The organism is Vibrio sp. Vb2880 (genome assembly GCF_033337975.1).
In the GTDB taxonomy this organism is placed as follows: domain Bacteria; phylum Pseudomonadota; class Gammaproteobacteria; order Enterobacterales; family Vibrionaceae; genus Vibrio; species Vibrio alginolyticus.
This window is the reverse complement of sequence record NZ_JAWORT010000012.1, coordinates 116,338-135,154: the sequence shown is the minus strand read 5'-3', so window position 1 is coordinate 135,154 and position 18,817 is coordinate 116,338. Positions and strand designations below refer to the sequence as shown.

Genomic DNA, 18,817 nt, shown 5'->3' with positions numbered 1-18,817 from the left:
TGGCGCTAGTGCATTCACGGTAGAAGAGTGAAATCTATGCCAGACTAGAAGTTATCGCTCATTGGAATGGCGTAATCAGTTTGCACAATCAAGGAGGATAGGCATGGAAGCATTTGTTGCGCTTTTTCGAGCGCTCCTCAATAGTGCTCGTGATTTATTACCCATCATCATTGTTATCACTTTTTTCCAATTAGTCGTTTTGCAAGAGCCGCTGCCCAACCTGGTCTCCATTCTTTTTGGCTTGTTGCTTGTCGTTTTAGGATTAACCTTTTTTATCTTTGGCCTAGAACTTGGTCTTTTTCCTATCGGAGAGAGTATGGCTCAAGCCTTTGCAAAAAAAGGCAGCGTGTTTTGGTTATTAGTCTTTGCGTTTTGTTTGGGGTTTGGCACCACGATAGCTGAACCTGCATTAACCGCGGTAGCGGAAGAAGCCTCAGAAGTTGCGGCAGAGGGCGGAATGATCGCTAACTCAGAGCAGTCCATGCAGGATTACGGAGAAGGACTTCGAGTAACAGTAGCTCTCTCTGTGGGGATAGCCATCGTTATCGGCGTTTTGCGTATCTTAAAAGGGTGGCCGATTCATTACATGATCATTGGTGGCTACGTCGGCGTTGTAATACTGACGTGGTTTGCACCTGAAGCCATTATTGGCGTTGCTTACGATTCCGGAGGTGTAACCACGTCCACCATAACAGTACCTTTGGTCACTGCACTGGGTGTCGGTTTAGCGTCTTCTATTAAAGGGCGTAACCCTATGGTGGATGGCTTTGGTTTAATCGCTTTTGCCTCGCTGTTACCGATGATGTTTGTGATGGTTTACGGAATGGTCGTAACATGATTTCAATTGATCATTTCCTAGACACTTTATTATCGACCGTTAGAGACGTCGTTCCCATCGCCAGCATTATTTTTGGTTTTCAGTTAGCGGTGTTAAGGCGTCCTGTTAGCAACCTTAAGAAAGTTTTGCTTGGGTTCGTTTATGTGATTTTCGGGCTAGCTCTTTTTTTACTTGGATTAGAAATGGCGTTGTTTCCACTTGGGGAGACGATGGCTGTGCAATTAACGGCGCCGGAGTTTTTACAAGAGTTCAAAGTATCTGTAGGGAAAGCCTTAATGTGGGTCGACTATTATTGGGTTTACACCTTCGCCTTTTTTATAGGCTTTAGTACCACGATTGCAGAGCCTTCTTTAATCGCTGTAGCGATAAAAGCAAACCAAGTCTCTGGAGGCAGTATCAGTATTAACGGCTTGCGCGTAGCCGTTGCGTTTGGGGTAGCAATTGGTATTGCATTAGGGAGTTACCGGATTGTCGTGGGCGATCCCATTCATTATTACATCATCGCGGGTTACATCGTCGTTGTGATTCAAACGTTTTACGCTCCTAAGCTTGTTGTTCCACTCGCCTACGATTCTGGAGGCGTAACAACTTCTACCGTCACTGTCCCACTTGTAACTGCATTAGGGTTAGGGCTTGCTTCGACCGTCCCTGGAAGAACCCCAATGATTGATGGCTTTGGCTTGATCGCGTTTGCCAGTCTATTTCCTATGATCTCTGTGATGGGCTATGCGCAAATAACCCAGTGGCTGAATAAAAACGTCTCGGAGGAAGAAGAAAATGCGCTTTAAATTGATACTTGCGTTTGTTGAAGACAGCAAAACAGACAAGGTGCTGGACGCTGCACGCGATGCTGGTGCGACCGGTGCAACAGTGATTAACAATGCTCGCGGGCAAGGTTTAAATCAAAAGCGAACGTTTTTTGGTTTAACGCTAGAAGTGCAAAAAGATGTGCTGCTGTTTGTGGTCGAGGAACATCTCTCTCGACACATATTAGAAACCATTAATGAGGTTGGTGAATTTGACAGAGAGTCGGGACAGGGGATTGCTATTCAGATCGATATTGAAGATGCAGTCGGTGTCGCGCATCAAGTCGAGACATTGACCAAAGTGGTCGAGGATGAATTATGAGTGATCAAACGATAATTAGAGTTCGAGATGTTATGGCGGCAACGTATGTGATGGTTGATGGACTGATGACCGTATACGAAGGCATAACGCTAGCGAAAAAATACCAAGTCAAAGCGCTGGTGGTGAAAAAGCGAGATGATAATGATGAATATGGCATCGTGTTGATGAATGATATCGCCAAAAAGGTGCTGGCGAATAATCGTTCTCCTCAGCGCACAAATATTTATGAAATCATGACCAAGCCCGCTTTGTGTGTCGAACCAGATATGAACGTAAAATATTGTGCCCGTTTGTTTGAGCGATTTGGCATAAGCAGAGCGCCGGTCATTGAAAGTGGCGAGGTCATTGGGATGGTGAGTTATAACAATATTGTCATCAATGGTATGGTGCGAGAAGAAGTGTAATAGGTTGATATAAATGAAAAATCAACGAATTTTTTCTCAAGTCAGCGACTGTTACAAAGAACTAAAATATTTAATATATGTTAGGTTGCATATGTGTTAATTCACCATTATTCTTTGCGCCCTAAGCCTAATGTCGAGGAATCTGTATCATGCCTTTAGTCTCTTGCCCCGTGTGTGAGAAACAAATCTCAAAACGCGCTCATGCATGTCCAGGATGCGGAGAGCCCGATCCGCTGCACCATCTAGCCAAATCAAAATTTATGTCGATGGTGTTTTGGATACTGGTGTTGGTTGGAACAGCGTATGCAGCATGGTTCTATGTTTTGCCTATGGTCATTGAATCATTGCGCTATCAGTAGTATTCAAACCGTCGTAGGTTGAGCTGCTAAAAAAATGCCGTAGAATGACCTCATACTTTTTGAGGAGACGATGTCGTGAAACTATTTTTTGCCTCAGACCTGCATGGCTCTTTGCCAGCAACTAAAGAAACCATTGATCTATTTTTGGCTTCTGGTGCGCACCACCTGATTTTGCTAGGAGATACGCTAAACCATGGGCCGCGAAACCCTATTCCGGAAGGCTACAACCCTCCACAGGTAGCAGACTTATTGAACCAATACAGTGATCAAATTATTTCTGTACGTGGCAACTGTGATAGTGAAGTAGACCAAATGCTATTGAAGTTTCCAATGATGATGGATTACTCATGGGTGCTACTTGAATCTGGCAAGAGAATCTTTTTGACTCATGGTCACTTGTACAACTCTGAAAAACGGCCGCCACTGCGCGAAGGTGATATCATCGCCCACGGTCATACACATGTTCCCGTCGCAGAGATGCAAGATGGAGCCATTATATTCAACCCAGGCTCGATGACATTCCCACGTAATGGCTTACCGAGAAGCTTTGGTACTCTAGAAGGCAATAAGCTAACGGTAAAAACGCCAGAAGGCGAAGTATTAGCACAAACCATGATTTAACGGTTTTACTAAGTAAAAAATAGGGAGCGAATTGCTCCCTATTTTGTGTCTGAATGTCCTAAATCGCGTTCTGGGTCGATAATGTCTCTTACGCGCTGTTTTAGCACCTTGGCTTCAGGAAAGCCGTTGTCTTTTTTCCGTTCCCAAATTTGCTGGCCATTACAGAAAATTTCGAAGCGACCACCTGTGTCTGGGTGTAAGCTGATTGTTTCTATTTCTTCACTAAAAGTATGCAGTAATTCTTGCGATAGCCAAGTTGAACGTAACATCCAGTTGCACTGGCGGCAGTAATAAATATCAATGATTGCTTTATCCATGAAACTTTCCTTTTAATCTTTTTAAACCAGCAACTTGATGCCCACCGCAAACGTGAGAATTTCGAATGCAACTTTAATCACTCTGTTGCTGTATCGAGTCGCGGCCCATGCGCCTAAACTGCCGCCTAGAAAAGAGCTTAACAATAAAACAGGTAACCAAGCCCAGTGAATAGGCGCCCCTGCCTGTACGACGGCAATGCCTCCAATGCCATTCCAAAACAGGCCGACACAAATCATGGTGTAAGCAACGGCTTGTTTGTAGTCGTAACCAAACCAGCGCACCAAAAATAGTGTCACGAGCAAACCAGAACCTGCGGTAAGAGATCCGTTAATGATGCCGATAAACAGTAAGCCAATTCCACCGATAACCCAACCGATAGGATGACGGTTACGTATTACTTCAGCTTGGCCTAGCGATGTCTTAAATCGCGAGTAGATACCTAGCGCTAGGATCATCGTGCCGAGCATCTTTTCCGCGATACCATCAGGGGTCTGTACAATTAAGTTAGCCCCTAAAATCACGCCAATACTACCGGACAAGATAAGGTAGAGCGCGATTTTCCATTTAATAGTGCCTGATCTTAAATGCGTGCTTGCTGCGCCTAAGCCTAAAGCGACCGAAGCCACCTTATGTGTGCCTAGCGCAACGGAGAACGGTAAGCCGAGAAAGATGAGTAAAGGGAATTGAAGCAAGCCTGCTCCGCCACCAGAAAGTGAAGCCATCGTGTTGGCGATTAGTGAACCGAAAAAGAGAGTAGTGGTATCTAGCCAATCCATAAGCAAAACAAAGGGGGCGTCTTGCCCCCTTATCATCCAATCAAAATTAGTTTTTAAACAGTACCGAAGAACCGTGGTTCAAGCTAGTGAGCAATAGTGTTTTTTCGTTCACGACGTCAATACGACGACTTTGCTCCGCATCTAGCTTAAAAATTTGAGTAATTAAACGTAGCTGTGCTTCGGAAAAGTCTTTTGATTGAGAAGATGAAATATCTTTAAACTCCGAAGGCGAGACCAACAAATAGTTGTCACTTACTTCCCAGCGGCCTTTTTCCGAGATATTTATCGTTGATTCTGCGGTTGAACCTTGAGCGAATAGTTTTATATTTGCTACGCGAATATAGTCACCATTAGGGAGATATTTCACGTTTGATTCAACATTAACTCGGCGTAGTGGGCCGACAGTATCGTCAGGCAAGCTGTCTGTAATGACTGTCACCATGGTCGACTGCCATTCGTTTGCTGTGAGGAGCTGTTCCACTTTTAGGTCACTTCCCCAATACAACCAACTACTGAAAAGAACGGATACGGCCAAAACCGCAGATGCTAATTTAATCTTCATATTGGCCTCCTTTATTTGCAGATGTCTGTTGGATCGTTTTGACCTGCGAAAATACGCAGTGTTACGTTCTCGTAAGAGTGGTTACTGTCATGAATGTAGTTCAGAATCAGCTGGTTATTTTGTCCGCCAGTGGCAATCACTTCCACTGGCAACGAGTCTTCTGCATGGTGCTTCACGTAGCGCTCAATGCATTGCTCTATTGAGGGCAACCAGTTGTTGATTTGAGGGTGATTTACAGGTGTCATCACCGGTACATTTTGATACTCACCAATCTGACGGAATTGGGATTCCGCTGGGTTCGTGAATAACAATACGCAAACAGGAAGCAGCAGAGATAAAAAGATAATGACACGCGGTAGCCAGTTAATCGTGTTAGATGCTGGCTTCGGCTGAGTTTTAGTCGGCTCTACTTGAGGCTCAAGATCAGCAGTAGTATCGGTCACTATCTCTGTTGGTGGTGTATCGCTCGCTTCTAACTCCACTGCTGGCGCTTCGTGTTCAGAAGCGCTTTCTTCAACGTCAGTGTTAGAGTCAGTAGAAAATGGGCTCAAGCGTTCCACTGAACAAATGAGTTGGTAGCCACGTTTAGGTACCGTTTTAACAAACTCTGGAGATTTTGTTGAATCCTTCAACATCTTACGCAGAGTAGAAATCGCTTGAGTCAGGCTTGAGTCATCCACCTCAAAACCTTGCTCACGCCAAACAAACTCGTGAAGCTCGTTACGGGTTAAAACTTCGTTTGGTCTCTCTGCCAACATCAGAAGTATACGGCTTTCGTTGCTTCCTAATCGTACAACGTCGTTGCCGTTTTGTTGGTCAGCGAGCGAATTACTATTTGGATCAAAGGTGAACCTTTGAGCAAGTAGAAATTTGGTGCCAATGTTAGTCATTTAGTTCTTCTTAGATGGATGATGTTGTAATTATGGTGATTTATGTCACAAAATTACCGGGGCGCTTGGAGTGCGCACGACATTTTAGATGCTTTTAGACGGGTAGGATAATTAAAATTTTCTAAAAAAACACCGTTTTTAGCAATATTGACCTTGAATTTACATTTGTCAGCCACATGTTAAATGACATCTCGGTAAGGTGATTTCAAGGGGAAAGTCACAAACTTGTCCCTATGAAAAAGCCAATTAGTTTAGATGTTATGGAGCACACATGAGCGAAACCGTATCTCAAAATAAAGAAACTCGTGGTTTTCAATCAGAAGTAAAACAACTACTGCATTTAATGATCCATTCTCTTTATTCAAATAAAGAGATCTTTTTGCGCGAGCTGATCTCTAACGCATCAGATGCATCAGACAAACTGCGCTTTCAGGCGTTATCTAACCCAGATCTATACGAAGGTAATGCAGACCTTTGCGTGAAACTGTCGTTTGATGAAAGCGCAAATACCTTAACCATTTCTGATAACGGTATCGGTATGAGCCGTGATGATGTGATTGAGCACTTAGGAACAATCGCAAAATCTGGAACAGCCGAGTTTTTCTCAAAGCTATCTGAAGAGCAGAGCAAAGACTCTCAGCTTATTGGTCAGTTTGGTGTTGGTTTCTACTCGGCATTTATCGTTGCTGACGCCGTTACCGTGCGCACTCGCGCTGCGGGTCTAGCCGCTGATGAAGCGGTACAATGGCACTCAGCGGGTGAAGGTGAGTACACCATCGAAAACATTACCAAAGAGTCACGTGGTACCGACATCATTCTTCATATGCGTGAAGAGGGTAAAGAGTTTTTGAATGAGTGGCGTCTACGTGACGTTATCAGTAAGTACTCTGATCACATCGGCATTCCTGTTTCAATCCAAACTGTCGTTCGTGATGACGAAGGCAAGGAAACAGATGAGAAGAAGTGGGAGCAAATCAACAAAGCCCAAGCACTGTGGACGCGTAACAAATCTGACATTTCAGAAGAAGAGTATCAAGAGTTCTACAAGCACGTATCACATGACTTTGCCGATCCATTGGTCTGGAGTCATAACCGTGTAGAAGGTAAAAACGACTACACGAGCTTACTATACATCCCATCGAAAGCACCTTGGGATATGATGAACCGCGACCACAAATCAGGCTTGAAACTGTACGTACAGCGCGTATTCATTATGGACGATGCAGAGCAATTTATGCCGTCATACTTACGCTTCGTACGTGGTTTAATAGACTCAAACGATTTACCGCTAAACGTATCGCGTGAGATCTTACAAGACAATAAAGTGACTCAGTCTCTACGTAATGCTTGTACTAAGCGAGTGCTAACGATGCTCGAGCGTATGGCCAAGAATGACGAAGAGAAATACCAATCATTCTGGAAAGAGTTTGGTCTTGTGATGAAAGAGGGCCCTGCGGAGGACTTTGCAAACAAAGAGAAAGTTGCAGGTTTATTGCGCTTTGCTTCAACTGAAGTGGACTCTTCAGAGCAAACTGTGGGCTTGGCGTCTTACGTTGAGCGCATGAAAGAAGGTCAAGATAAGATCTACTACTTGACGGCAGACAGCTATGCAGCTGCGAAAAACAGCCCTCACTTAGAACAGTTCAAAGCGAAAGGCATTGAAGTTATCTTGATGTACGACCGCATTGATGAGTGGCTGATGAACTACTTAACTGAGTTTGATGGTAAACAGTTCCAGTCAATCACTAAGGCTGGGCTTGATCTAAGTCAGTTTGAAGATGAAGCAGAAAAAGAGAAGCAAAAAGAAACCGAAGAAGAGTTCAAGTCGGTTGTAGAGCGCACGAAGTCTTACCTAGGCGATCGTGTGAAAGAAGTTCGTACGACCTTCAAACTCGCATCTACGCCTGCTGTTGTGGTAACGGACGATTACGAAATGGGCACTCAAATGGCGAAGCTTCTTGCGGCAGCTGGTCAAGCTGTGCCGGAAGTGAAATACATCTTTGAGCTAAACCCTGAGCACGAATTGGTTAAGCGTATGGCTGACGAAGCCGATGAAGAAGCGTTTGGTCGCTGGGTTGAAGTTCTGCTTGGTCAAGCAATGCTCGCGGAGCGAGGCTCTATTGAGGATCCAACAGAGTTCTTAGGAGCCGTTAATCAACTTTTGACTAAGGTGTAATAACCTCTGCAAATCAAAAAGCTCGCATTTCGCGAGCTTTTTGTTTGTTGTCGCAAAATTTTGCATCTCAAGTGCTGAGTTAATAATCAATAGGGCGTGAAAGAGGGTACTGTTAACATTCTTTAGTCTTAATACACTCTTTGCTCAGAGAACCTGTGATAGAATCTGCGACTTGAATGTGAGTAATAAGGCGTGTATTTTTGCTCGCCTATATACGTTATACCGAAACTTATCGTTGCAGGTGCTTCTCAGGTTTGATGTCTAAGAGGTCAGCTATTGTGAGCTTCGGTATAAATCTTAAATATTAAAGAGGATAAATCATGCGCATCATTCTTCTAGGTGCTCCAGGTGCAGGTAAAGGCACACAAGCAAACTTCATCATGGAAAAATACGGTATTCCACAAATCTCTACTGGTGATATGCTTCGTGCTGCTATCAAAGCAGGTACAGAGCTTGGTAAACAAGCTAAAGCTGTTATTGACGCTGGTCAGCTAGTTTCTGATGAAATCATCCTTGGTCTTATCAAAGAGCGTATCGCTCAAGAAGACTGTGCAAACGGTTTCCTACTAGATGGTTTCCCACGTACTATCCCTCAAGCTGACGGCCTAAAAGAAATGGGCGTAGACGTAGACTACGTTATCGAATTTGACGTTGCAGACGATGTGATTGTTGAGCGTATGGCTGGTCGTCGTGCTCACCTTCCTTCTGGTCGTACTTACCACGTGGTTTACAACCCGCCTAAAGTGGAAGGTAAAGATGATGTAACTGGTGAAGATCTTGTTGTTCGTGATGACGACAAAGAAGAAACAGTACGTGCTCGTCTAGGTGTTTACCACGAGCAAACTGCACCGCTAATCAACTACTACGGCAAAGAAGCTGAAGCAGGCAAGACTAAGTACCTTAAGTTTGATGGTACTAAGCAAGTAGCTGAAGTTAGTGCGGATATCGAGAAAGCACTATCTTAATTTGCTGAAGTCAAAAATTTAATATTTTGATATATTGAAAGCGGCCCAAGTGGTCGCTTTTTTTAGTTTACTCGTAAACATATATCTAATTAACTTCATCTCGGCTATTCGTTACTTCGAGGTTACTTAAATATATGAACCAAGCCGTTTACCATGAATAGGATGTTATGAAAGAGAATAATAAACAGGGTGTACTCCTAGTTAACCTGGGAACTCCTGACGCACCAACCGCTCCTGCCGTAAAGCGCTTTTTAAGTCAGTTTCTTCATGATCACCGAGTGGTAGACATGACTCGATGGCTTTGGTGTCCACTATTGCACGGCGTTATCCTTCCTATCCGAGCTCCTAAAGTTGCCAAACTCTATCAATCAGTATGGATGGAAGAGGGCTCGCCGTTGATGGTGTACTCTCAACGCCAAACGGAAAAGTTAGCACAAAAGCTTGATATACCTGTAGAGCTTGGTATGACGTATGGTAACCCAAGTTTGCAATCAGGCTTTGAAGCCCTATTGGCGCAAGGCGTTGATGAGGTCATTGTTTTACCTTTGTATCCGCAATACTCGGGCACAACAACGGCAGCGGTTTCTGACGGAATCACTAAAGCATTTAAAAACCTGCCGGTGATGCCAGGCTTTAGCTTTATTCGTGATTATTACAATCACCCGAAATATATTGAAGCGTTAGCGCATTCAGTTCGTGAACATTGGCAAAAGAATGGTCAAGGAGATTACCTGCTGTGTTCTTATCATGGTATTCCAAAACGCTATGCTGACAATGGTGATGTTTACCCACAGCATTGTGAAGAGACGACTCGCTTGCTTGGGGAAGCGTTAGGTTTAAGCGAACAACAAATTGGCATGACGTATCAGTCCCGATTTGGGAGAGAAGAGTGGCTTCAACCTTATACCGATAAGACCCTAGAAGCACTTCCTGCAAAGGGTGTGAAAAATATTAATGTTGTGACCCCTGCATTTTCGTCAGATTGTTTAGAGACGTTGGAAGAGATCTCGGAAGAGTGTAAAGAGATTTTCCTTGAAGCTGGTGGCGAAAACTTTACCTACATCCCTTGTTTGAACGATAGTGAACTTCATATCGAGATGATGGTTGAGTTAGTTCAATCTAAACTTTAGATACAAAAAAGGGTCGCAATAGCGACCCTTTCTACGTTTAGTTGAGCGATCAAGCAACTTGTACTTGCTGCTCTTCTACTTGCTCTGCCGTGCTGTGCGTATTTTCAGCGCCATGCATCCAGCGAACGAGTGTATTAGAGAATAGGAGCAAAATTACGCCACTTACGGTTGCGCTGACCGCAATACCACTAAAGATAGCCATAGCGCCTAACTCGCCTACGTGAGAGCCCACATAGCCCGCAACATAGTTAGCAATCGCATTACAGCCAAACCATGCACCCATCATAAGTGAAGCTAAGCGAAGCGGTGCTAATTTAGTCACCAATGAAAGACCAATTGGTGATAAACACAGCTCGCCTAATGTGTGGAAGAAGAAAGCGCCGACCAACCATAACATCGATGTTTTTACTGTTGTATCTCCACCTTGTTCTAGCACTGCGCCAACCATACAAAGGAAACCAATCGCCAAGAAAAATAGTGCCATCGCAAATTTCACTGGCGAAGTAGGTTCACGTTTACCCAATTTTACCCAAAGGACAGCCAGAACTGGCGCTAGAGTAATAATGAAAAATGGGTTTAGTGATTGGAACCACGCAGCAGGAACTTCGAAACCACCAATCATGCGATCAGTATATTGTTGAGTGTAGATGTTCATCAGACCACCAGCTTGTTCAAAGCCTGCCCAGAAGACAATAGTGAATAAGCTCATGACCAGAATTACTTTTAGTCGATTCACTTCTTCTTTGGTGAGTGGCTGCTTCGTGGTGGCGTTTTTGTTGTTTAGATCTCGTTTCGCCGCTGGTTCGCGACCAATATCACCAAGCCATGATTGAGCCAGTACCATTTGCATCACTAGGCTAACCAGCATACCCACACCAGCGGCAACAAAGCCTGCTTTCCAACCGTAAGAGGTTGTCACAGAGCCAGAAACGACGCCGGCAAGTAATGCACCTAAGTTGATACCCATATAAAAGATAGTGAATGCGCCGTCACGACGGTTGTCACCTTCTTGATAAAGGTCGCCAACCATGGTTGAGATATTTGGCTTAAAGAGACCGTTACCAGTGATAAGTAGGCCAAGACCTAAATAGAAACTGTGTAGCGAACCAATACCTAAAGCATCAGCAGGAAGTGCAAGAGTAAACTGGCCGATGGCCATTAACGCGCCACCAAGCAAAATTGAGCGACGTTGACCTAAATAGTTATCTGCTAGGTAACCACCGATAAGAGGCGTGATATACACAAGCCCTGTGTATATGCCGTATAGGTCTAATGCGTCTTTGGTTGACCAGCCAAGGCCGCCGTTCATTGTTGTATCGGTGAGGTAAAGCACGAGAATGGCACGCATTGCGTAGTAAGAAAAGCGTTCCCACAGTTCAGTACCGAACAATAAGAACAGGCCACGTGGATGACCAAAATATTGATGTTGGTTTGACATAAGCTCTTCTAATAATAGTTATTACATTTTTTAACGACTTCTACGTATACAATGCAATTCAACGAGTGACAAATAATAAAATTTTGCCATTCAACTATTTTTGTTTGTTAAGTGGCTGTTTTTGATTGGATTTGCAGATTATATGATGGTGTATTGGTTGTGTTACAAACTTAATTTCCATTTTTGACTATGGACTTCTTTATCGTAAGTTGCTGAAAAATTTCGTTAATGCGAGCGATGTATAATCATACTTTTATAGATAAACTGAATATCAATGACTCAACTTTGGCTTAATGCTAGGATAAAAACAAAATAGAATTGGCTAGTAAAAAGATGAAACGTTGGTATCTACTTTATTGTAAACGTGGGGAGCAGGTTAGGGCGAAACAACACCTTGAAAACCAAGGTGTGGAGTGCTTTTATCCAACTGTAGAAGTTGAGAAGATTTTGCGCGGTAAAAGACAAAAAGTCGAGGAGCCGCTGTTTCCTTGTTACGTATTCGCTTACTTTGATTATGAGCAAGGGCCAAACTTCACCTCAGTCCGCTCTACTCGAGGTGTTGTTGACTTTGTGCGTTTTGGTGCTCAACCGAAAGAAGTTCAAGGTGACTTGGTCTTCGAATTGATGCAGCTAGAAAAGTGTTGTAATGACAATACCGTTTCTGAATGTATGCCAAAACCAGGCGATCAAATTAGAGTTAAAAGCGGTCAATTTGCGGGCATAGATGCCATCTTCCAAGAACAAGATGGTGAGAAACGCTCAATTATGCTAGTTCAGATGATCACCAAGCGTGTGCCTGTCAGCATAGACAATAGTGATTTAGATTTAAAATAGCCTAATTCCATCAAACATAAAAAGAGGTGCAAAAGCACCTCTTTTTGATCGTATCTAATTTTCTGTCTGTTTTAAAAGGGTTGGACGAACCGACCCTTATCTTTATCGTAGAGAATTAGTATGAGTCGTTGTGAACGGTCTGTACTGCACGACCTGATGGGTCAACACAGTTTTGGAACGATTCATCCCATTCAATCGCCTTCGCTGAAGAACACGCTACTGAAGGGCCTCCTGGTACACACTCTGCTGCTGATGGAAGTGGGAATAACTCTTCAAAGATTTCACGGTACACGTAGCCTTCTTTTGTCGTTGGCGTGTTGTATGGGAATCGATATTGAGCTGTTTCCATCTGCTGGTCTGTCACTTTCTGTTCCGCGACTTCTTTCAGCGTATCGATCCAGCTGTAGCCAACGCCATCAGAGAATTGCTCTTTTTGACGCCATGCGATCGATTCTGGCAGGTAGTGCTCGAAGCACTCACGAAGGATGTGTTTCTCCATTTTACCGTTGCCACACATCTTGTCTGCTGGGTTCAAGCGCATTGCTACATCAATGAACTCTTTATCTAGGAAAGGTACGCGTCCTTCAACTCCCCATGCTGCCAGCGACTTGTTAGCACGAGCACAGTCGAACATGTTCAGAGCAAGCAGTTTACGCACTGTCTCCTCGTGGAACTCTTTCGCGTTTGGCGCTTTGTGGAAGTACAGGTAGCCACCAAAAATTTCGTCAGCGCCCTCACCAGACAATACCATCTTGATACCCATCGCTTTGATCTTGCGACCCATTAAGAACATAGGTGTTGATGCGCGGATAGTCGTCACGTCATACGTTTCAATGTGGTAAATCACGTCACGAATCGCGTCCAAACCTTCTTGAATCGTGTACGTCATTTCGTGGTGAACGGTACCAATTTGGTCGGCAACTTCGCGAGCGGCTTTCAGGTCAGGCGCGCCTTCTAGGCCAACAGCAAAAGAGTGCAGTTGAGGCCACCAAGCTTCAGACTTTTCATCATCTTCAATACGCATCGCTGCAAAGCGTTTTGCTACCGCAGATGTAATAGAAGAATCTAGACCACCTGAAAGAAGCACACCGTAAGGCACGTCAGTCATTAGTTGGCGTTTAACAGCCGCTTCTAGCGCTTCCGTCAATTCTTCTTTGCTAGTGCTGTTACCTTGTACTGCTGCGTACTCGTTCCAGTCACGAACATAGTAACGTGTTGGCTGAGTATCTTTAGAGCTGTAGTAGCTACCAGGAGGGAATTCACTTACTGTTTTACATACTGGAACAAGAGCCTTCATCTCTGATGCCACATAGTAGTTACCATGCTCATCGTGACCTTGATAAAGAGGGATAATACCAATATGGTCACGGCCGACTAAATACTCATCTTTTTCTTCGTCGTAGAGCACAAAAGCGAAAATACCGTTTAGTTCTTCAAGGAGATCTGCACCCATATCTTGGTAAAGTGCAAGAATGACTTCACAGTCTGAATCGGTTTGAAATTCGTACTTTCCTTCGTAACGAGCACGAATTTCTTTATGGTTGTAGATTTCACCATTGACGGCAAGGATGAGCTTCTTATCAGGGCTGTATAGCGGCTGTGCACCACTATTTAGACCAACAATCGCCAAGCGCTCGTGCGCTAAAATAGCACGCTCTGAAGAGTAAATCCCAGACCAGTCTGGGCCACGGTGACGAAGTTTTTTCGACATCTCTAATGCGATAGGGCGCAATGCGGCTGCATCGCTTTTAATGTCTAAAATGCCAAATACTGAACACATACTACATCCTTACTAAACTAAACAATTTCTAATCGGTATGGTTTAAATTTGCCATTACTAATAAAAAAAGCAACGTTTTGTGATTAAAAAAATGATAAAAGGCCTTGTTGCATGGAAAATATTTAACTCAACCGTTGTTTTGGTGAATGAGATCAAGGTTTGGTATAAAAACTATACAAAAAAGGCTTTCTATCAATAGAAAGCCTTCCGAAAAATATCAGTGCTGTTGCTTATTTAATTGGTGTGAATTTAGGTTGAAGTTGTTTACAGACGTGTCGAGCAAAACCGCTACCAGCTTCACTATAAATATTGAATGCTGCGTCAACGCCATTTTCAAGTAAGCCTTCCAATTGATCTGGGTATTCGGCGATAGCGGCAATTTGCCCCTTATATTTTCTGCGTTTAAGCTGCTCAAGTGCTGTTTGGTTACCTTGATGATGTGGCATTGCAAGCAGAACCAGTTTTACATGACCTGTATCTAAAATTCGCTCCCAGAAATCCGGGTCGGTGGCATCACCAGAAATCACATTTCTTCCCTCTGAACGATGATGATGTGCAGCGTCTTCACGAATTTCTATACCCAATGAAATTTTGCCATAGCGTGAACGTAGCTCATCATAAGCGCCGGTTCCAATACGCCCCATACCTAAGATCAATACTTGGGCATGACCTGGGTTGATGAGTTGGTCGCGTTGATTGAGCTTTTCTACCGCTGTCTCTTGCAGCCACTTACCTGAATGTTGATAAATTTTATGGCTAAGGCGGTTAAGTGGCGCGGAAATTACAAAGGATACCGACACCGCAACCGCAATCGCAGCAAGCATATCACTTGGCATCCAGCCCATTTTATAGGCCAACCCAGCAACAATAAGACCAAACTCACTGTAGTTAAATAGTGATAAAGAGGCGAGCAAAGAGGTACGTACTCGAAACTTAAAATGATTAATAGTGACGAAGTACAAGAGTCCTTTGATTGGTAGCAGTAAGATAAATAGCAGGGCGAGAACGACGCCATTCACGCTCAATGAGGCGGATAAGCCAATGTTCAAAAAGAAGCAGACTAAAAAGAGCTCCTTCATATTGAATAATGACTTGGATAGTTCTGAGGCTTTTGGGTGACCTGCGAGTAGCATGCCTAAAATTAGCGCACCCAAGTCTGGTTTCATCCCGACCAACTCGAATAGCCCAGCACCGACAACAAGCGCGAAGAAAATACCGAATAGCACCAGCATTTCGCCGTGGCCAACTTTATCGAGCAGCTTATAGAATAGGGGACGAAGGAAAGGCAGTGCGAACAAACCGATGGCATACCATTCTGGGACTTTTCCGGTTGAAGCAGTCAGGAATACTACGGCAAAAATATCTTGCATAACCAAGATACCGATCGCGAGTGTGCCGTAGGTCGCGTTCATTTCGCCTTTTTCTTGCAATGCTTTTACGGCAAAAACGGTACTAGAGAACGATAGTGCAAAAGCTAAAAGCAGGATTTGGCTGCCGTCCATACTGGCTAGCGAAGTCAAGCCCAGTAGTTTTAAGCCGGATAACGCTAGGGCAAAAAAAGCGGTAGAGAGTATGTTGTGGGCGGTTGCCCCTCCCCATATTTCTTTGGACAGCAGGGTTTTTACATCGAGTTTGAGTCCAATAGTAAACAGAAGAAGAGTAACACCAAGATCTGCGAGAGTGACGATAACGTCATTGCTTTGGTAACCAAATGCATGCAAGCCAAATCCAGCTAGTAGAAAACCAACGAGGGGAGGGAGGCTGCATTTAAGCGCAATAAAACCAGCTAAAAAAGCGGCTGTAATTAGAATAATTTCCATACTGTTAAGCTGTATTCCTGATATACAAAAACGGGCTGTGAAAACACAGCCCGAGATTGTAACTCAATTGGTTGTATAAACTTAGTCTTCCAGTAACTTTTGTAACAAAACTCCGTTTAGCATAGCGCGTTTAATCATCGCAAATGCGCCCATCGTTGGCTGCTTATCAATGTGAGAAGCCACGATAGGGAGGTCGTTATGGAAAGTTTTAAGAGATTGATTCTCTACGTTGCGTTGAATTGCAGGGAAAACAATATCTTGTGCTGCAGTAATATCGCCAGCAATTACAATTTTCTGTGGATTAAATAAGTTAACCGTAATCGCAATCGCTTTACCTAGCTGGTTGCCAACTCGCACTAAACTCTGTTTCGCAAGTTCATCACCATTCATTGCGTGCTGACATACCGCTTCAATTGTGATGTTTTCAAGGTCGGTTAAGCTTGACTCGTATCCTTGAGTAATCAGTTGCTTCACTCGTTGAATAATCGCTGGGTTTGCAGCTACGGTTTCTAAACAGCCAAAGTTTCCACATTGGCATTGCTCACCAAGCGGGTCAATTTGGATATGACCAATTTCACCGACGTTGCGGTTAAAACCAAGAAAAACCTGGCCGTTAACGATAATACCTGCGCCAGTACCGCGGTGGACGCTAACCAAAATAGAATCCTGGCAGTCTTGGCTTGCTCCAAAGTAGTGCTCAGCCAACGCCATGCCACGTACGTCGTTGCCAACAAAGCATGCTGTATTAAACTTCTCTCCAACAATTTCACCGAGAGCAAGATTATCGATATCGGTATTAGGCATGTATTCGACCACGCCAGTTGTTGGGTTAACAAGGCCCGGTAAAGTGATGCCGATAGCGATGAGTTGATCAATTTTGTCTTCGCAACGGCTTACGAAATCTTTTAATAAATCGATAAGCCCTGCGATTAAGTCTGCTTGGTTAGTGTAGTGCAATTCATGCTGATCTTCTGCAAGCGCGGTGCCACCTAAATCGTATAAACTGAACTGTACGTAATCTCGACCTAAGCGAACGGCAATCGAATGAAAAGGTTTGACTTCAGTAGTCAAAGAGATCGCACGACGACCACCAGTTGAAGCTTGTTGGGCGACCTCCTTAATAAGGCCGCGCTCTAAAAGTTGGCGGGTTATTTTGGTAACACTAGCAGGCGCGAGCTGACTCACGTCCGCGACTTGAATACGGGAGATAGGACCTTGCTGATCAATCAGCCTATATACCGCAGCGCTGTTAAGCTGTTTTACTAAATCTACATTACCAATCTGTCCGCCATTCATGCTTAATTTTGCTCGTATTGTCCGTTAACAACCGTCGCTTTTACTTTAAAGTCACGATCGAAAATGGTCAGGTTTGCAACCATCCCTTTTCGAACTCGGCCAAGGCGATCCTCAACACCAATTGCTGTTGCTGGGTATAACGTGGCCATTCGTAGAGCTTCGTCTAAAGCGATCCCCGCGTGCTCAACTGAATTCTGAACTGCTTCAATCATTGTCAAAGCTGAGCCGCCTAGCGTGCCATTTTCATCAACACACTTACCATCTCGGTAATATACTTTCTTACCGACAAAAATAAAGTGATCAATGTTAGCACCTGCTGGAGCTGTGGCATCCGTCACCAAAACAAGCTTGTCACCTTTGATTTTATGAGCAATTCGGATGTTTGCGTAGTCGACGTGAAAACCATCAGCAATAATGCCAGCGTATACGTCAGGAGTATCGTAAATTGCACCAACAACTCCTGGTTCACGACCAACCATTGGTGTCATTGCATTAAAGAGGTGTGTAGCAAAAGTAATGCCTGCTTCAAAGCTTTTACGTGCTTCGGCGTAGGTTGCATTTGTGTGGCCAATTGAAACCACGATGCCAGCAGCCTTTAATCGCGCAATATGCTCTGGGTCGTTATGCTCAGGTGCTAGTGTTACTTTCGCTACGATATCGGCGTTTGCGCAGATAAGGTCGATCATGCTTTCGTCTGATGGGCGAATAAAATCGACGTTATGGATGCCTTTTTTCGCGACGTTAAGGTAAGGACCTTCGAGGTGTAAACCAAGCGATTGATTTTGATACTTGTTGTGGTACTCACGAGCTGCGGCAATTGCAGTTCGCATATCTTCATCCGATGACGTAATGAGTGTTGGCAGGAAGCTAGTACAGCCAGATTTGAGGTTTGCCTGGTGCATGATTTGCATGGTTTCAGGGGTAATTGCATCGTTTAGCATTACACCGCCACAACCGTTCAACTGCAGATCGATAAAGCCTGGACTTAGATTAGCGCCTGCAAGGTCTTTTACTTCGATGCTTTGAGGTAGCTCAGAAACCGGTACAATAGATTGAATCAGATCATTTTCGATGATGACCGCATGATCGGTAAGAACATCACTACCGGTATAAATTTTACAGTTACTTAGCGCGTACATAGTCAGCTAGTCCTTATAGATGAGAATTCAATTTCTATATCGTTATCTAAGTAGAGACTGCTTCAGTCATATGGGTACTTAGTTTGTATCACTGAATTAGATAACGAGTCACATACAGCAAGTCGCGTTTTATCGATGTTATTGTCATAGTAACTAACTGAAAAGTAATAATTGTATGTTTTTTTATGATTCTTTTTCAGAGCAAAGTTACAGTGATTTACCCGCCTAGATACCAAAATAACACTGATTCTGCCTTGCATAAAGTGCGAGAATATTATCTTTAAAACGCCATTTTTTCGTATAATAAAATAAGTTTTATGATCTCGCTAGCAAAAACCTTCCG

Annotated in this window: 19 protein-coding genes; 10 read left to right on the top strand and 9 right to left on the bottom strand. The window is 43.9% G+C overall.

The features are described from left to right. Positions 1 to 103 precede the first annotated feature (103 nt). The 6 genes from R7M92_RS14725 (at position 104) to yfcE (ending at position 3,350) form a co-directional block, all read left to right on the top strand. The gene (locus tag R7M92_RS14725) at positions 104 to 838 is read left to right on the top strand and encodes a DUF1538 domain-containing protein (protein ID WP_005382077.1); all 735 of its coding nucleotides are present in this window, start codon (positions 104 to 106) and stop codon (positions 836 to 838) included. Next, entirely contained in the window at positions 835 to 1,626 is a 792-nt protein-coding gene (locus R7M92_RS14720; protein ID WP_318133702.1) for a DUF1538 domain-containing protein, read from the top strand. The genes R7M92_RS14725 and R7M92_RS14720 overlap by 4 nt, the downstream gene beginning before the upstream one ends. Continuing rightward, complete coding sequence (locus tag R7M92_RS14715; RefSeq protein WP_005382084.1) at positions 1,616 to 1,966, top strand: P-II family nitrogen regulator; 351 nt, start codon at positions 1,616 to 1,618, stop codon at positions 1,964 to 1,966. The genes R7M92_RS14720 and R7M92_RS14715 overlap by 11 nt, the downstream gene beginning before the upstream one ends. Next, positions 1,963 to 2,370, top strand: coding sequence for a CBS domain-containing protein (locus tag R7M92_RS14710; RefSeq protein ID WP_005382085.1), 408 nt, complete (start codon positions 1,963 to 1,965; stop codon positions 2,368 to 2,370). Before R7M92_RS14715 ends, R7M92_RS14710 begins: the two co-directional genes overlap by 4 nt. 149 nt (positions 2,371 to 2,519) lie before the next feature. Then, a complete protein-coding gene (locus R7M92_RS14705; protein ID WP_005382086.1) occupies positions 2,520 to 2,729 on the top strand; it encodes a hypothetical protein in 210 nt (69 codons plus the stop codon). A gap of 75 nt (positions 2,730 to 2,804) precedes the next feature. Beyond that, positions 2,805 to 3,350: a phosphodiesterase gene (gene yfcE, locus R7M92_RS14700; RefSeq protein WP_047102892.1), complete on the top strand. Its 546-nt coding sequence runs from the start codon at positions 2,805 to 2,807 to the stop codon at positions 3,348 to 3,350. A 38-nt stretch (positions 3,351 to 3,388) separates the two neighbouring features. Here yfcE and R7M92_RS14695 read toward each other — a convergent pair whose 3' ends face one another. Genes R7M92_RS14695 through R7M92_RS14680 form a run of 4 tightly spaced genes read right to left on the bottom strand, consistent with a single transcriptional unit; the run spans position 3,389 to position 5,896 of the window. Beyond that, positions 3,389 to 3,667 (bottom strand): SelT/SelW/SelH family protein, encoded by a 279-nt coding sequence (locus tag R7M92_RS14695; protein ID WP_186584425.1) that lies wholly within the window; start codon positions 3,665 to 3,667, stop codon positions 3,389 to 3,391. Positions 3,668 to 3,688: 21 nt separating this feature from the next. After that, on the bottom strand, positions 3,689 to 4,444 hold the full coding sequence (locus R7M92_RS14690) for a sulfite exporter TauE/SafE family protein (protein ID WP_318133700.1): 756 nt from the start codon (positions 4,442 to 4,444) through the stop codon (positions 3,689 to 3,691). A 46-nt stretch (positions 4,445 to 4,490) separates the two neighbouring features. Continuing rightward, on the bottom strand, positions 4,491 to 5,006 hold the full coding sequence (gene toxS, locus R7M92_RS14685) for a transmembrane regulator ToxS (RefSeq protein WP_005382091.1): 516 nt from the start codon (positions 5,004 to 5,006) through the stop codon (positions 4,491 to 4,493). An 11-nt stretch (positions 5,007 to 5,017) separates the two neighbouring features. Next, on the bottom strand, positions 5,018 to 5,896 hold the full coding sequence (locus R7M92_RS14680) for a transcriptional regulator (protein WP_017634819.1): 879 nt from the start codon (positions 5,894 to 5,896) through the stop codon (positions 5,018 to 5,020). Positions 5,897 to 6,167: 271 nt separating this feature from the next. On the opposite strand from R7M92_RS14680, the gene htpG reads away from it, so the two are divergent. From htpG to hemH, 3 genes are all read left to right on the top strand, one after another. Continuing rightward, a complete protein-coding gene (gene htpG, locus R7M92_RS14675; protein ID WP_017819957.1) occupies positions 6,168 to 8,072 on the top strand; it encodes a molecular chaperone HtpG in 1,905 nt (634 codons plus the stop codon). A 320-nt stretch (positions 8,073 to 8,392) separates the two neighbouring features. Further along, entirely contained in the window at positions 8,393 to 9,037 is a 645-nt protein-coding gene (adk, locus tag R7M92_RS14670) for an adenylate kinase (protein WP_005382094.1), read from the top strand. A gap of 167 nt (positions 9,038 to 9,204) precedes the next feature. Beyond that, complete coding sequence (hemH, locus tag R7M92_RS14665) at positions 9,205 to 10,167, top strand: ferrochelatase (protein ID WP_213893637.1); 963 nt, start codon at positions 9,205 to 9,207, stop codon at positions 10,165 to 10,167. 49 nt (positions 10,168 to 10,216) lie between these two features. Here hemH and R7M92_RS14660 read toward each other — a convergent pair whose 3' ends face one another. Further along, positions 10,217 to 11,605, bottom strand: a complete 1,389-nt coding sequence (locus R7M92_RS14660; RefSeq protein ID WP_005382097.1) for a peptide MFS transporter — start codon at positions 11,603 to 11,605, stop codon at positions 10,217 to 10,219. Between the two features lie 333 nt (positions 11,606 to 11,938). Here R7M92_RS14660 and rfaH point away from each other — a divergent pair, with 333 nt between their 5' ends. Continuing rightward, entirely contained in the window at positions 11,939 to 12,439 is a 501-nt protein-coding gene (gene rfaH / locus R7M92_RS14655; RefSeq protein WP_005382098.1) for a transcription/translation regulatory transformer protein RfaH, read from the top strand. Positions 12,440 to 12,554: 115 nt separating this feature from the next. Here rfaH and asnB read toward each other — a convergent pair whose 3' ends face one another. The 4 genes from asnB to nagA all read right to left on the bottom strand — a co-directional run bounded on the left by asnB (position 12,555) and on the right by nagA (position 18,474). Continuing rightward, complete coding sequence (asnB, locus tag R7M92_RS14650; RefSeq protein ID WP_005382100.1) at positions 12,555 to 14,219, bottom strand: asparagine synthase B; 1,665 nt, start codon at positions 14,217 to 14,219, stop codon at positions 12,555 to 12,557. A 230-nt stretch (positions 14,220 to 14,449) separates the two neighbouring features. Further along, entirely contained in the window at positions 14,450 to 16,039 is a 1,590-nt protein-coding gene (locus R7M92_RS14645; RefSeq protein WP_005384981.1) for a cation:proton antiporter family protein, read from the bottom strand. An 81-nt stretch (positions 16,040 to 16,120) separates the two neighbouring features. After that, positions 16,121 to 17,335, bottom strand: coding sequence for a DNA-binding transcriptional regulator NagC (gene nagC / locus R7M92_RS14640; RefSeq protein ID WP_005382105.1), 1,215 nt, complete (start codon positions 17,333 to 17,335; stop codon positions 16,121 to 16,123). A 2-nt stretch (positions 17,336 to 17,337) separates the two neighbouring features. Continuing rightward, on the bottom strand, positions 17,338 to 18,474 hold the full coding sequence (gene nagA / locus R7M92_RS14635; RefSeq protein ID WP_213868286.1) for an N-acetylglucosamine-6-phosphate deacetylase: 1,137 nt from the start codon (positions 18,472 to 18,474) through the stop codon (positions 17,338 to 17,340). Positions 18,475 to 18,817 lie beyond the last annotated feature (343 nt).